The sequence below is a fragment of the Nocardioides euryhalodurans genome (assembly GCF_004564375.1).
GTDB lineage: Bacteria > Actinomycetota > Actinomycetes > Propionibacteriales > Nocardioidaceae > Nocardioides > Nocardioides euryhalodurans.
This window is the reverse complement of record NZ_CP038267.1, coordinates 3,468,553-3,483,162: the sequence shown is the minus strand read 5'-3', so window position 1 is coordinate 3,483,162 and position 14,610 is coordinate 3,468,553. Positions and strand designations below refer to the sequence as shown.

Genomic DNA, 14,610 nt, shown 5'->3' with positions numbered 1-14,610 from the left:
GCGGAAGCGGTCCATCCTGATCACGACGGACCGCCGCGGTCCGTGGCACCACGTTAGGCGGCCCGTTCGGCCCGCCAGAAAGTTCACCCGATCGATTACCCGGCCCCTAACGACAACGCGCCACCGGCTCTCATCGAGTCTCTGCACTAGGAACCGCGAGGGCCTCTTCGCGGGAACGGAGTGCCTCGCGGGCGTCCCAATCCGGGACTACACAGAGGCTGTCTTTCCGACTGCACTGCGCGCAGGTGTCCCCCTGTCTGCGTACCCACGCGCGTCCGGCGTCGTAGCGCACCGCGCGGAGGTGCGTGGTGCCGCAGCCGTCGCAGTACACCTGGCTGCCGCCGAGAGTGTGCTCGGTGATGTGACGGCACCGGTTGCGGTAGGTGAAACCGGGGCAGGTGCACGCGGTGGGCAGGCCGTTACTCAACGTGAGGTTGTAGACCGCGTCGGTTGTGCGGCTGGGGGTAGCCAGAACAGGCATGGCGAGAGTCCTTGTCTCTCAGATGATCGGGGTGGTGACCCCGCCTACGCCCGACGTATCGGCCGCCTGATCGGGCGTTTGTACCGCCAATCGCCTGCTGCGCTCGGACAGCCACTGCCACAAGACCGGCTAGGTGCGGGATGACTCCACCGCGTGGCCGCGGCGCACCGCGGGCCCGGACGGTGTCGGCGACCCTGCCTACACTGAGCACCGCCTAAGGTCCGCGTGACCCACGACACATCCACATGGGGGAAAGACATGCGCCTCACCCGGTTCCGGGTCCGAAAGTTTCGGAACATCGTCGACAGCGGCGACATCACCGTGGACTCGGACGTCACCTGCCTCGTCGGCATGAACGAAGCGGGCAAGACGGCAGTGCTCGCGGCCCTGCACCGGCTCAACCCGGTGGACGGCGCAACCTTCAACACCCAACAGGACTACCCCCGGTGGCTCCTCACCAAGGACCGCAAGGCCGAGGCCATATCCAAGGCGAGGCCCATCGAGGCCGACTTCGCCCTGAGCGACGACGAGAAAAAGGCGATCTCCGACAAGTTCGGAGACGGCGTCCTAACGGGCGACTCCATCACGGTCTACCGGAAGTATGACAAGGACACCACGTGGTGGGTTGTCTCGGCCGATGAGGCCAAGGCGGTTAGGGGCTTTGTGGCCGCGCTAGACCTGCCCGAGGAGGTCGCCAAGGAACTGACGAGCACCACTACCTTCGAGGACCTCCGTGGCCGCATTACCGCCCTGTCCGAGGGTGCCGATGAGACGCTCACCGCCGCACTTTCCAGCACCACCACGGCGCTCGACGGGCACGTTGCCAACGGGAAGAGCATCAGCGACGCGATAATCACCCTCCTAGACGTACCCACGTTCTTCTACTTCGGCGAATACAGCGTGCTCGAAGGCAGGATCGACCTGCTCCGGCTCTCCAAGGGTGGAGCCGAGGAGACTGCCTCAACCTCCGACCAGACCGCCCGATCGCTTCTCGCCCTCGCGGACACAACCCCCACCGCACTCTGCAGCGACGACTACGAGGACCGTCGCGCAGAACTGGAGGCCGTGAGCAACGACCTCACGGAGCAGGTCTTCGAATACTGGAAGCAGAACCCCAGCCTCCGGGTCCGGTTCGACATCGACCGGAAGATCGGCACCGACCCTCAGGGGCGACCCCACATCACTCAGAACATCCTCGACATCCGGGTCGAGGACACCAGGCACTTCTTCACCAACAACTTCTCCCAGCGCTCCAGCGGTTTCCGCTGGTTCTTCTCGTTCCTCGCCGCCTTCACCGAGTTCGAGTCGCGTAACGACAACTTCGTCATCCTTCTCGACGAGCCCGGCCTCACCCTTCACGGACGCGCACAGGCGGACTTCCTCCGCTTCATCAACGAGCGTCTCGCCCCGGCCGCACAGGTGCTCTACACGACCCACTCGCCGTTCATGGTGGAGACAGACCAGATCGAGCGCGTGCGCATCGTGGAGGACAAGGGACCGAAGGAGGGCGCTGTCGTGAGCCGGGAAGTGCTGTCGGTTGACGCCGACAGCCTCTTCCCGCTTCAAGCAGCGCTCGGCTACGACGTGGCGCAGCATCTGTTCATCGGCAACAGCAACCTGCTCGTCGAGGGCCCCAGCGACTTCCTCTATCTCGACCTGATCAGCAGGAAACTCGCCGATGAGGACCGCACATCGCTCGACGAGCACTGGAGGATCCTCCCCGCTGGGAGCGCCTCCAACATCCCCGCCTTCGTAGCGCTCATCGGTCGCGAACTGGAGGTGACGGTCCTCGTGGACTCCGGAACAGAGGGTGCGGGACGCCTCGACGCGGCTATGGAGGCAGGACGCCTGAGCAAGGACAGGTTGATCCGGGTCGGCGACATCATCTCGGCAAAACACGCCGACATCGAGGACCTCTTCACGGTCTCCGACTACCTCGCGCTCTACAACAACGCGTTCAACCGGCGCGTCAAGGAGGACGACCTCCCGCCCGGTGACCGGATCGTCCACCGGCTCCAGCAACTCCACGAAAAGTACGACCACTACAAGCCCGCCGAGGTTCTGCTCCGCGACCCGAAGAAGATCGACGGCCTGAGCGCCGAGACGCTCGCCAACTTCCAAGCGCTGATCGAACGCATCAACGGCACCCAACAGTGACTGCAGCCCTCAGAATCGGCGACGTGGCGATCCGCCAAGGAGAACTCCACGAGTTCACCGAGTACCAAGACATCCAGCGAGCCGTCCTCCCAGTGCTGGCAGTTCAGGACGGCACGGTGAAGGGCTTGGGTACCGCAGTCTGCATAGGCCCCGGATGGTTCGTGACCGCCAAGCACGTCATCGACGAGCACTACAACAACCACGCGACCAACCCAGACGAGGGTTCCGGCCTCTACGTGTACCTCCAGACAGACCAGCACCCGCCGTCGGAACCCGAGGCGATCTTTGGGGCGCTCCTTGAGGTCAGTGCGATCAACCTGCACACCGAAACGGACCTCGCCACCATGTCGACGCAACTTCCCGGGCAGACCTCCGACTGGCTTCGCCACCTCCCCTTGGCCCTTCGAATGCCCGACGTAGGCGAACCGGTGATGTTCGTCGGCTACCCCGGCACCAAGGTGGAGTTCGAGAAGCCCGAAGACGAAAACCCGATCCTCACGATCGAGCCCCACCCCACGGTCAGCGTTGGCGAAGTGCTCTCACAGGAACCCATCAGGCGGTTCCAGAAGTACCGAGGGTCACCTGGATTCGAGTCCGATGCACCAGGTCCGTGGGGTACGTCGGGGGGAGCCGTCCTCGACGCGGAGGGCCAGGTGGTCGGCTTCCTCAGCAGTTCGATGGACTTGGGCGGAGACCCTCCAGCCTCAAGCACCTACGCCGCCGCTGTCGGGCCGGTCTTGGAGTTGAACGTCATGGTCCCCAGCGCAGCGAGCAGCGACGAAGGCGGCGAGGTGGCTCAAGTCGCCCACCTAGTAATGCACGACCACATCGATTGCGACGTGTACCCGACCTTCGACGTAGATCCCGACGGCAACGCTTTCTACCGAGTATCCGAGCCAAGCACCGAGAACCTCTAACTGATGTAGAACGTCGATCGGCATCGACGAGTGTCCGTTTGGCGTCTGAAGCGGCAGGGCGCACACCAACAGGCGGGACACACAGAGCGGCCCCCGGGTAGCCATCCGGGGGCCGCGTTTCACGTCCGGCGGGGAGATGAGGACCCGCAACTGGTCGCGCTGCTCTCACTGCGTCTATCGGCTGGCCTATTCCGACGCTTGACCTGTTTGCAGAACCTTGACAACGGGGGTACACGCGCCCGATTTCTGCGCCGATAGAGGAGATGCAACAGCCACCGCACCGACTAGCCCCCGGTGTTTCCCCGCAAGAGATGAGCCCCCTGAGATGTCTGCTCCTGCTACCCCCGACGATCGGTTCGACTTCGACCGCAACCGGTACGAGCGACGCGCATTGACCTACTACACCGGCCTCCACACGGACGTACACACCACACCCGCCGAGGACCTCCTCGCCGACCCGGAACTGGCACCGGCGTTCGTCGGCTGGCTCGACGGCATGGCCCGCCTGTTCCCTGACGCGGGGCCGTGGAACAGGCCCGAGCAGAGCCTGTTCGCGCCGTTCACCGGCACCCCCGACGCAGCCCTAGTGACCACCGAGACCGAGGCTGCGCAGGTCATCCAAATGCCCATACAGGCCGCCATAGGCACGCCCGCCGGGAATCCGCCAAGGACCGAGCCGGAGACGGCCTGGGTGGACCTGCACACCCGCGTCCACGTCGACGTGTTCCGCCGGTACCGCCCCGAATGGGCCTTGCGCATCGTTGCCGCCCGTCGCCTCATCAGCGACACAGGCGACATCTACGCCACCCCCACCTTCCTCGCCACCATCATGGGCGCGAAGGACGCCAAGACGGTCCGCCGCTGGTTTCGTGAGGGCCGGTTCGGCGACGACCTGGTGGTCAAGAAGGTCGAGTGGCGCGAGAACAAGAAGGGCGTCATGACCGAGTATTGGGCGCTAGAGGTGCGGCCCATCAACCTCGTGGACAAGGTGGACGAGCACGGCAAGCCGGTCCTCAAGGCCGACGGCACCCCAGCGAAGACCGTCGCCACCCCCAAGGACCGATTCGTGAGGGTCCCTCACAACTGGTACTGGCAGGACCCCGCGACCGTCAAGAACGGCAGCACGTGGGTGCGCCGGACAGACGTTACGCCGGGAGCCGCGTGGGTGGCGGCGGTGCTGCTCATCAAGGCAGCAGGCCGTGGCGGCTACCAGGGCGGCGTCACGCACATCGCCAAGGAGTTCGGCATGAGCAAGTCTCAGTGGGACGTGCACGCCAAGGTGGCAGAGGAGCAGGGCCTCTACACGACCCCCGGAAGCCGGTCTGGGCGCGGAGCCGCCTACCGGAAGCCGATGACGGTCCCGACGAAGAACACGACGGTGGAGACGCGGCGGCCGAACCAGAAGTACGAGAACCCGTGGGCAGATCTGCCCACCCCTGTCGAGCATGACCCAACGGACCCGCCGTTCTGATCATCGCGAACCTCCAAGCGAGAGGCCCTCGCCGAGATCGGTGCGGGCCTCTTCCCGTCCTGCTGACCACCAACCCGGCGGGGACGAAACCGGGCGTTTCGGTGCTGGAACCGGTCGCTTGAGGGACAGAACCGGGCGTTTCGGTGCTGGAATCGGTCGCTTGAGGGACAGAACCGGGCGTACCGGGTACGAAACCGGGGGCCTTAAGAGGAACACACCCAGCAGAGCCCATCACTCGAAGAACCCAACCAGCCAAGAGCCTGTCGAGAAGACTCAACTGAAGTCGACAACCTCAGCAGCGCTGCGCGCGCTGATGCGACATCCCGAGCCAGCGACCCGCCGCGAAGGCGATGCCAACCAGCGTGCCACGAGCCCGGAACGAAGAGGCAAACGAGCCGATTCCGACCGAGCAGCGGTGACACGGGCGACGACGGGAAGCCAGCCGCACATGGCCGCCGGAAGCGGCTCCCCGCCCGCTGTGGTCCATCACGCCAATGACCGCCGCAGCGAGCAGGGAGCCGTCTCCCCATGTGGCGAACACGCCGTGGCGTCAGCGACTGACTGGACTCGCTGGTCAGCCTTATGGGCATGTCCATCCCCCGCTCAGGGACGCTACGGATGATCACGGACAGGACGTTGGACGCGACAACGCCCGCGCCCTCTCGCCAGGGCACGGGCGTTGGCGCGTGGGGTTAGAGGAAGCAGCCCGTCCCATACAGCGGGGTGAACTTCCGCACCGTCACCCGCTCAGCCAGTTCGGTCCCCCGCTCGTTGGCGGCATTCGCCACGCGGGCCGCGATGCTGCGGGTGGGGCAGTAGTAGATGACCCGGCGGTACTTGCCCGTCGACGCGAACGCCTTCATGACCTCACGCAGATCCGCCACCGTCTTCGCCGTCAACTCGACCTCGACCGCGTTCCTCTCACCCGCAGCGTTCTTGATGATGAGGTCCGGCGCGTGTGTGCGGGGTCCACGTGCCCCCGACAAGGCACCGCCGCGCAGGCTGCCGTTGTCGGTCTCCGTGGCAATCCAGTCAGCGTCCTGAGGTACCTGCGGAACCGGCTCCTTGGCCCTTCGGGCCCGCTCCCGCTCGCTGCGCCACTGCTGGATGTCCGAACGCACCTGGCGGTCGGTGACGACCTCCCAGTCGTCGGCTTCGTGGCGTAGGCCCATCTGGGCGACTGAGAGGGTGTGCAGGAGCGTCGCCAGGGCGGGCCGCTTGTAGGTCAACTCGGTTCCCGCCAGGTCATAGCCTCCACGGGTCGGCACAAGCAGCGCGGGCAGGTTGCGGGGGCGGATGACGTTGGACGGCCCGTCGCTGGTCTCCAGGGCCCCGGCGCGAACCAGCCGGTGCACCTGCTCGTGAATGGTGGAGCGGTGCAGCGCCACTGTCTCGCCGGTGAGGTTGCCGAACATGTCGAGGACTTCTCGGCGAGCCACGGTGTGCTGAAGCATCGGGATGGTCAGGGCACCGTAGCGGCAGGCGCGCTGGAGCAGCAGGATGTCGCGCTCGGTGATGCGCACGCCCTTCTCAGCACGCTTCTTGCGCGGTGCCTTCGCCCTCTCGGGGGTGGGTGTGGTCGTCATAGTTGCGGTCCTCCAGTTGGCGCGGGGTGGGTTGCTGTCTCTCCGGCGCTAACGACCAGTCCTCACCAGCCAGCCCGGCCGTCACCCCTACGGCGACCCATAACCTGGTCGGGGTCATCGTCGAGTTCTCTCGCGCTCCTGGACCCCCTACGAGACGTCCAAACTGACTGGCCGATTCGCGACGGCTCGCCGCCCGTGGGTCGATAGGAACGGGTCATGAGGATGAGGACCACGGGGTTCACGGGACGCAACAGCCTTGGTGCAGTCAACGCCGTGCGCCGACGGGAGCACCGGCAGCAGGGGCGTGAGTGGCGTCGCCGCGCGGCCAAGGAGCGTCGCCAGAAGCGGGCTGCGGCCCGTGACGTCCGCCGTCGTCAGCGTGGCCACCAGACGCTGGTGTGCCGGGTGTTCGGGTGCACCATCACCCCGGCCAGGTCTCGTGTGCAGCATGAGGGGTGGGTAGAGCAGCGGGTGATGTTCCAGTGCCACCGGTGCGGGGTGTTCACGGATGCTGCCGCGCTGGTGGCGCAGGTGTTCCGGTAGTCCGCTCCCTCCTGGCCTCCTCGCCCGGCCTCCTCGCCCGGTCTCCCCCTCCCGCCGGGTCTCCCCCTCCCGCCGGGTCTCCCCCTCCCGCCGGGTCTCCCCCTCCCGCCGGGTCTCCCCCTCCCGCCGGGTCTCCCCCTCCCGCCGGGTCTCCCCCTCCCGCCGGGTCTCCCCCTCCCGCCGGGTCTCCCCCTCCCGCCGGGTCTCCCCCTCCCGCCGGGTCTCCCCCTCCCGCCGGGTCTCCCCCTCCCGCCGGGTCTCCCCCTCCCGCCGGGTCTCCCCCTCCCGCCGGGTCTCCCCCTCCCGTCCGGCCGGGTGTACGCGGGTAGTTAGGCCGTCTGCAGCGGTCGATGACCCTCCCGGTCACTGGGAGGGAGAGAGGGAGGGCGGGAGAGAGGGGAGTCGACTCCCTCCCCGGAGCGCTTCACCGCCGCTTGATTTCAGACATGAGGCGGGGCCAGTCCAGCCCGCGAGTGAGAGGCTTCACGGGTGCCAACGCGTAGCGTCTCGACATGACGCGCCATCACCTCGTGCCGCAGATGTATCTCCGGCTGTTCGCTGATGAGCGGTCACGCATCACGCTTGTCGACCGCGACGACCTCGACCGGGCCTTCAGAACCTCCGTCAAGAAGGCATGCGCGGAAGTGGGGTTCTACGACTGGCGGCCCGACCTGCATCCGGACAGCCCCCCAGTCGACGAAGAGATACTCCACCCGGAGTTTGTTGAGCGATCCCTCTCCGCCTTTGAGAGCCGTGCGGTCAGCCCGATACGGCGCATCCTCTCCTCCGGACAGCCTCCCCACACGAAAGAGGACCGGTATCACCTCACCAATTTCATCGCCTTCCAGATGACGCGCACCCGCCGGTTCCGGGAGGACCTATCAGCAACGGGCACCAAGGCGATGCGCGAGCACCTCAAGTCGACCCTGGATGCGGCGAGCGTGGCGGAGTGGCTGCGAGCGCGGGGTGAGCCGTACTCCCCCGAAGACGTGCGGGAGTTCATCGCAAGCGCTACCGGCGAAGACGGCCCGCGTCTCGTGCCCGACCCGGCTTACGCGATCCAGCAAGCCGTGGGACAGGCACTGACCACCGTCGCCGAGGCGCTCTGGACGCGCCAATGGGCCGTTGCCGCCTTCGACGAGCCACGACTGCTGACCAGCGATGAACCGGTCGTCCTCTGGCACCCCGGCGACGAACCCGTCGGACCAGTCAATGCGCCGATCGTTTGGCTGGCGTTGGGCCGCAGGCACCTCTTGGAGATGCGCGCAGACGATGCGCCTCTACTGGCTCAGGAAGACCGTGCTGCCATCTTCAACGCCGCCGTTGCGACGGGCGCTGATCGCTGGATCATCCACCATCCGCACGACACACGTCTGTTGGCCGAAACGGTTGTAGGGCCACGCTCAGCCTGGGGTGACGAGGTCGTCCGTACGACGCTGACAGAAGACGAGGTTCGAGTGCTCAAGCGGCACAGACGTCTTCCCGTGAACCCGGACACTCCGACCACCTGATGTCCCCCGTGTGGTTCAGGACGTGCCGGACCCCCAGGGAACGTCAACCGCGTCCCCGGCCGATCGGTGCTTTGCACTGCGGGGGATGTAGCGGCCCTGGTAGTCCAGCCACCACAGCATCGCGGCATCGAAGAACCCCATCGCTACGAACCCAGCCTCCGCCCACTCGTAGGTGTCCCACCGCGCGAGCCTGGCGCGCTCGGGATGTGCCACGTCGTTACGCATCTTGACCACGCAACTCAGTCCGTCCGGGGCAGGATTCGCAGCAGTTGCCAACTTCGACTGGACCCCCACGAGGTGCGCGAGGTGACCAGGCACAGCCGTGTCCGCTGCCATGCGGTCCAGCAGGAGCCGAATGGCCTCCTCCGCCGTCAGTGCCTTCCAAGCCTTCTTCGACAGCCTGGCTGGATCCCCTGGAGGGAGAGTCTCGACGAAGTAGGCGAACGACAGCATCAGGAGCCCTGAGACCGGCAGCATCACCTTCATCGTGACCGTCGCCTCGAAGTTCGCCGAGAAGTAGTAGCCCAGCGTCCGCTGGAACACCTCCCACTTCAGAGCGTCGAGCGAGGCCGCATGCCCGCATTGGAACAACTCGGCGAGTTGTGCCGCCGCCCTGGAGGCATCTAGCCAAGGTGTGCTTCCGAGCGGGCGGTCGACCGCGCGTAGTGCGGACCAGCGCGTCCAGACGGGCTTGCCGTTCAGCATCCCGACTGGGAGTGCCACGCTCGTCACCCGCCCAAGAGCGAACGACACGAGGGTCTCAACCACCTCCAACACCCCGACAGCGTCGAGGGGCTCGAAGTCGACACCGTCCAATCGACGGATGCGCCCCACGTGCGTCACCGCGCTTTGACCGCGCCCGCGCGAATGGTCCCGAACCACCTTCGGCGCATGGTCACCCCGCGGCTCGATGCGAAGTTCCCACTCGCCAAGACCAATCTGCACTCGGCCGGGCCGATCGTGGCCGTCGTAGCAGGTGTTCAGGCCGTCGAAGGCAAGCCAGCCGTTCAGCACGAAGAACGTGATCTCGTCGACCGGTCCCGATCCCACGTCGATGGGTGCCGGGTCCCAGGAACGGCGCTCGGTGCCCGCCTTGCGGCTCCACCGCAGATGCGGGGTCTTGGGTGGCTTGGGAACCTCCTTGACGTCCACGGCAACAGTCGGGCGGTCAACCCACTTCGCCGAGCCCCGGCTGCCGTCGAGCGCCATGATGTCCTCGATCGTGACGTTTCGGACGCCGCTCACGTCGACGGTTGGGCGCGGGTCAAGGCTCAGGCTGATGACACCCCGGTAGCGCTTGCCATCGGTCTGGAACTTCCCCCGATACAAGGGGATCACGCCAGTAGCGAGGTCCGGCAGCGGGTAGTAGTGCGAAAGCGCCTTCGGCATCTGATGGATGATCGTGAACTCCTCCCCCGCCTCATTGGTCAGCGTGTGCCGGCAGCCACAATCAGGGTCGGGGGTGCTCGTCATCGCGCCAGTATCGCCCGGCCGCTCGGAGAGCGACCGCCGGGACTGGCCGCCAGGGCGGCACCAGGGTTCCACAAGACCTGCCCACCCGGCTCGGGACGACCAGCCGCTACGAGGCCGCCGGTGCCCCGGACAGCAGCCTGCATCCGATGCGCGCTCCCGACGCGTCCACAGATGTGGACACCCTGCCCAACGTCTGTCGCCGTTCGAGCATCCCGCACAGGCGCACGTGCCCGTTCCTCTGCATGCCCCTGGGCCACTGCCAATGAGGGCGTCGACGCGACCACCTAGGCTCACTCCTCGTGTCCAACATCTATCTCGGGCCTGAAGGTCGACGTGTAGAGGCGATGCTGCCCTACACGGACCCGGAACCGCTCATCGCCTGGCTCAGGTCCAACGGAAGTGCCATGTACAGCACGGCCACTGACGGGCGAGTCGACCACACCTTCAAGGACACCCCCAAGCAAGTGGTGCAAGTGGATTGGGTCGACGCAGACGAGGAACGACTACGAACAGCCCTGCTTGACGAGTGGATCGTCTGGGACGACGAGAACGGCTGGCTGGTCGTCACAGCAAACCAGTTCGCAGAGGAGTACACGCCCGCATGAGCGACCCCAGCCCCCGCTTCGACTACGCAGCCGTCGAGTTGCTCATCGGCTTATCTGGCACCTGGGCAACCGACTGCGGCTGCATGCGCGTCGTGGACCTGCAACAAGATGACATCGAGGACTTCATGTACGAGTGGGCCGGAGGCCGGTACGCCGTCGCGCGCAACGACGACGACACCGTGATCCATCAGGGGCCATCCGCGCAGGATGCGATCGACGAGGCCCTGCATCACAACTGCGGATAAGCAACTCCGGCGAACACGCATGCCCTCGCGCCGTTCCTAGTCACCTCAAGTCTGCTCGTCCTGCTAGGTAGTCCGGCCTGAACGAGCACACCGGTCGGCCTGTGACGCCTGCGAACCGAGGAACGTGTTTCGGGCTCCTCTGGTTTCGTCAGACGCATAACGCACGGCCGGGAGCAGGTAGGCCACGATCACGTGGATCGGCGTAGGCCCCTCTCGCCGCGCGGTTGCCGACGGTGGAAGCGAAGTGAGCAGAACTATGACCCGAAGCCAGTCCCGAGTTCGTGTTCCCGGCACCACCCACGTCCACGATTCTTCGCTACCTATCGACCCCCGCACTATTCGCAGCGTGCTCGACACCTGGTGGGACCTGAAGACCGCTCACGACCTGCGAGCCGCGTCTCGCCGGGTCGGGCGCTACCTCAGCCCCCCTCAGGTGAACGCAGTCATCTTCGAATCCCTCGTGTTTCACGCGTTGAACGCTGGTCTGCTCCGCCGCTACCTGACTCCCGACGTTGGGCCGCTGACCGATCCTCGCTGCCCGGTCAGGTTACGAATGAGGGTCCGCCGGCTCGGACTCCCTCATGAGGACGACATCGCAATCTTCAATCAGCGAGCCCGCAGCGAGGACCCCTACCTCGGGGCCTTCTCAGTGAAGGCATGCATGCGCGGCCGCTTCACGATTACGAAAAGCGACCGGGTCTCGGCCTTTCTGGTGCTGGTGGCACTAGACCGGACGAGCCCGGTCGAAGGCGGCTGGGTGTTGCCTGCCACCGTGGTGCAAGACGCCGACTGGGTTCTAAGCGAGCAGTCCGAGAAGGACAGCATTCCGGCCGTTAGGAAACGCGCAATCGAACTGGGGGCACGCGTCGATGACATCTGCATCATCTTGCTTGAGCACACCCTCCCTCCCTATGACTGCGACATTTGGGCCGTCGACGAGGCGGAGTATCGAGCGGCAGGCGTCGTCGGGTCAGCAGACTCGTGGCTATCCGCATGCGATGAGTGAGAGGCGCTCGCCATGTCGGCGGCCTCGACCAGCAGGTTTCTCAATCGGGATGCCGATACATGTCAGCGAGGAAGCGTCCAAGGCCGAGCGCCCCTCGGCCACGCCTGACCTGGAGCCGCGAGATGACAATGCCCCCCTCCGTAGACGACCTCGGGAGCGCCCCGGCGCGCCCGGTCCGCGCCCCCACGCCACAAACACGCATCCGGGAAGCGGCCCACGCCTGCATGCGGGGAAGCGTCTTCCCTGGAAGTGAGAGTTGCGCCCGCGAGATCGCGGAGATGATCGACCTTCCACCGTTCTCTACCGCCAGAGAGACGGTCACAGCCGTTGACGCAGCCCTCGAAGAATGGACCCAGGCCCGCACGACTGACCCGATTGCTCATGACCTCCACATCGCCGAATCTCTTCGGTGCCCCGACCAAGGCTGGTGCGTTCGATGCTTTCCGAATCCGTACCACCTCGACCCTTTAGCGAGCCTGACAGCCGTGCTCCTGTGCGTGGTAGCGGACCGGGAAGACCTCATCACAACGTGGGTAGATGAGGACGACGAGTCGCTTCATCTACCCGTACTTCCGCTGGACGTCATCGACTTCCTGCTCGCCCTCGGCGGCAAATGGACAAGTGACGACGGATTCGTAACGGTTCGCCGTCTCGACTCGGACTGGCCTGAAGTCGGGATTGTCCATCGTGTGGAAGCCAGCCTTCCGTGCCGCGGCTCGGCAGGGGGCGACCACTGGGACTACGCCGGGGTGCCGGGCCGGGGATTTGAGCGGGCCCTCAAGGAGGCCGGATACCTGATCGCCAATAGGGAGCGATTTCTCAGCACCCATATGAGGACATGTGGTTGGTGCGCGGCCTAAGCCGCTGCACGGCAAGTGCTGCGGCGTAGGTCAGTCAACCGTCAGGGCGTCCTCGACGGCCGCCACCGCCTCGGCGAGCGGCACGTGCTCCCAGATCCTGACCACCTGCCAACCGTGGGTGGTCAGGGTAGCGTCGTATCGGCGGTCCCGTTCAACGTTGCGGGCCAGTTTGGGGCCCCAGTAGCCGGTGTTCTGTGAGGGCGGCTTGCCGTGCTCGGGGCAGCAGTGCCAGAAGCACCCGTCGACGAAGACTGCGACCTTGGCGCGGGTGAACACGATGTCGGGGCGCGGCTTGACCGGGCCCAGGTTCAGGCGGAGGTCCTTTCGGAACCGAAGCCCGCGCCGGTGGAGCGCGGACCGGAGCGCGATCTCGGGCTTGGTGTCGGTTCGCCGGATGGCGGCCATGTTCCGGGACCGGCCCGGCGTGGTCACGTAGGACGACACGCCGGAGACATGCTCATCCCCGCGTTTCCGCAGGTCAGAGGCTATGTCGTCCACCATGTCCCAACCTCCCTGTTTACTGGTCCGCCGTAAGCCAGAATGCCCTTACGGCGGCGCTTCCCCCAAAGGGCCGTCGGAGGGGTCGCACCGCCATGCCTGAGGAGAGCCAAACATCATGACCACGGTCACCGACCTGTCCGTACTGGAGATTTGCGCCGGGGCTGGGGGTCAGTCTCTCGGGCTTGAGCAGGCCGGGTTCGCTCACGCTGCCGCGATCGAGATTGATCCTGATGCGTGCGAGACGCTGCGGCTGAATCGACCGGAGTGGGACGTCATCGAGAAGGACGTTCACGACTTCGACGGCCTGCCGTACAAGGGCGAGATTGACCTGCTCGCCGGAGGCGTGCCGTGCCCGCCGTTCTCGATCGCTGGGAAGCAGTTGGGCGCTGACGACGAGCGCGACCTGTTCCCGCAAGCGATGCGTCTGGTCGAGGAGATCGAGCCCAAGGCAGTGATGCTCGAAAACGTCCGGGGGCTCTCGACCGCCAAGTTCGCCCCGTACCGCCAGAGCATCCTCGACACGCTGGACGAACTCGGCTACCACGCCGACTGGCAGGTCATCAACGCCTCCGAGCACGGCGTCCCGCAGTTGCGGCCCCGGTTCATCCTGGTCGCGGCGAAGAAGGAGTATGGCGAGGAGTTCCACTGGCCGGAGCCGGTGGGCACACCGCCGACCGTCGGGAAGACACTCTTGCCGCTCATGAAGAGCCGCGGCTGGGAAGGTGCCGCTGCGTGGGCCGCGAAGGCGAACGGCATCGGCCCGACCCTCGTGGGCGGGTCCCGTAAACACGGTGGCCCCGACCTGGGCCCGACCCGTGCTCGTGCCGCGTGGCTGAACCTCGGCGTGGACGGCAAGGGTCTCGCGAACGAGATCCCCGACGAGTCGTACCCGGTCGACTACGTCCCCCGGATCACGGTGCAGATGGCTGCCCTCATCCAGGGCTTCCCGGCGGACTGGGTGTTCTCCGGGCGCAAGACCGCTTCCTACCGCCAGGTTGGCAACGCGTTCCCGCCTCCGGTCGCGAAGGCGATCGGCAAGGCCATCCGCAAGCACATCGGCGCGAGCGAGGTCCCGGTTGGCGAGGAGACCTCCGAGCGTCACCTCAGGGCCGTCTGACTTACCCCGGACAACGCGGAAGCCCCGGCCCTCGAACGAGGACCGAGGCTTCTGTTCGTTGGCTCTGGAGGCCAGTGGGCTGCCATTACCCCAGCGCCGAACGCCCAGACCGTCTCCATGAAAAACTGGAAAATGGT

Annotated in this window: 12 protein-coding genes; 8 read left to right on the top strand and 4 right to left on the bottom strand. The window is 66.0% G+C overall.

Annotated features, from left to right (window positions below):
• Nucleotides 1-130: 130 nt before the first annotated feature.
• Nucleotides 131-481 (bottom strand): SWIM zinc finger family protein, encoded by a 351-nt coding sequence (locus EXE57_RS20450; RefSeq protein WP_425271690.1) that lies wholly within the window; start codon nucleotides 479-481, stop codon nucleotides 131-133.
• A 258-nt stretch (nucleotides 482-739) separates the two neighbouring features.
• Here EXE57_RS20450 and EXE57_RS16870 point away from each other — a divergent pair, with 258 nt between their 5' ends.
• The 3 genes from EXE57_RS16870 to EXE57_RS16860 all read left to right on the top strand — a co-directional run bounded on the left by EXE57_RS16870 (nucleotide 740) and on the right by EXE57_RS16860 (nucleotide 5,026).
• Entirely contained in the window at nucleotides 740-2,638 is a 1,899-nt protein-coding gene (locus tag EXE57_RS16870; protein WP_135079504.1) for an AAA family ATPase, read from the top strand.
• A 23-nt stretch (nucleotides 2,639-2,661) separates the two neighbouring features.
• Nucleotides 2,662-3,555, top strand: a complete 894-nt coding sequence (locus EXE57_RS16865; protein WP_167305951.1) for a S1 family peptidase — start codon at nucleotides 2,662-2,664, stop codon at nucleotides 3,553-3,555.
• A 325-nt stretch (nucleotides 3,556-3,880) separates the two neighbouring features.
• On the top strand, nucleotides 3,881-5,026 hold the full coding sequence (locus tag EXE57_RS16860; protein ID WP_135079500.1) for a hypothetical protein: 1,146 nt from the start codon (nucleotides 3,881-3,883) through the stop codon (nucleotides 5,024-5,026).
• Nucleotides 5,027-5,718: 692 nt separating this feature from the next.
• Here the strand turns inward: EXE57_RS16860 and EXE57_RS16855 are convergent.
• Nucleotides 5,719-6,612 (bottom strand): hypothetical protein, encoded by an 894-nt coding sequence (locus EXE57_RS16855; protein WP_135079497.1) that lies wholly within the window; start codon nucleotides 6,610-6,612, stop codon nucleotides 5,719-5,721.
• 1,055 nt (nucleotides 6,613-7,667) lie between these two features.
• On the opposite strand from EXE57_RS16855, the gene EXE57_RS16845 reads away from it, so the two are divergent.
• Nucleotides 7,668-8,666: a DUF4238 domain-containing protein gene (locus EXE57_RS16845; protein ID WP_135079495.1), complete on the top strand. Its 999-nt coding sequence runs from the start codon at nucleotides 7,668-7,670 to the stop codon at nucleotides 8,664-8,666.
• 15 nt (nucleotides 8,667-8,681) lie between these two features.
• Here the strand turns inward: EXE57_RS16845 and EXE57_RS16840 are convergent, their stop codons facing one another.
• Nucleotides 8,682-10,139 (bottom strand): YopA family protein, encoded by a 1,458-nt coding sequence (locus EXE57_RS16840; protein WP_135079493.1) that lies wholly within the window; start codon nucleotides 10,137-10,139, stop codon nucleotides 8,682-8,684.
• 299 nt (nucleotides 10,140-10,438) lie between these two features.
• Between EXE57_RS16840 and EXE57_RS16835 the strand changes: the two genes are divergently transcribed.
• The 3 genes from EXE57_RS16835 (at nucleotide 10,439) to EXE57_RS16825 (ending at nucleotide 11,995) form a co-directional block, all read left to right on the top strand.
• Entirely contained in the window at nucleotides 10,439-10,744 is a 306-nt protein-coding gene (locus EXE57_RS16835) for a hypothetical protein (RefSeq protein WP_135079491.1), read from the top strand.
• Nucleotides 10,741-10,989, top strand: a complete 249-nt coding sequence (locus EXE57_RS16830) for a hypothetical protein (RefSeq protein ID WP_135079489.1) — start codon at nucleotides 10,741-10,743, stop codon at nucleotides 10,987-10,989. Before EXE57_RS16835 ends, EXE57_RS16830 begins: the two co-directional genes overlap by 4 nt.
• 346 nt (nucleotides 10,990-11,335) lie before the next feature.
• A complete protein-coding gene (locus EXE57_RS16825) occupies nucleotides 11,336-11,995 on the top strand; it encodes a hypothetical protein (RefSeq protein WP_135079487.1) in 660 nt (219 codons plus the stop codon).
• An 890-nt stretch (nucleotides 11,996-12,885) separates the two neighbouring features.
• On the opposite strand, the gene EXE57_RS16820 is transcribed toward EXE57_RS16825, so the two are convergent.
• Nucleotides 12,886-13,356 (bottom strand): very short patch repair endonuclease, encoded by a 471-nt coding sequence (locus EXE57_RS16820; protein ID WP_135079485.1) that lies wholly within the window; start codon nucleotides 13,354-13,356, stop codon nucleotides 12,886-12,888.
• Between the two features lie 115 nt (nucleotides 13,357-13,471).
• Here EXE57_RS16820 and EXE57_RS16815 point away from each other — a divergent pair, with 115 nt between their 5' ends.
• Nucleotides 13,472-14,473, top strand: a complete 1,002-nt coding sequence (locus tag EXE57_RS16815; RefSeq protein WP_135079483.1) for a DNA cytosine methyltransferase — start codon at nucleotides 13,472-13,474, stop codon at nucleotides 14,471-14,473.
• Nucleotides 14,474-14,610: the final 137 nt, after the last annotated feature.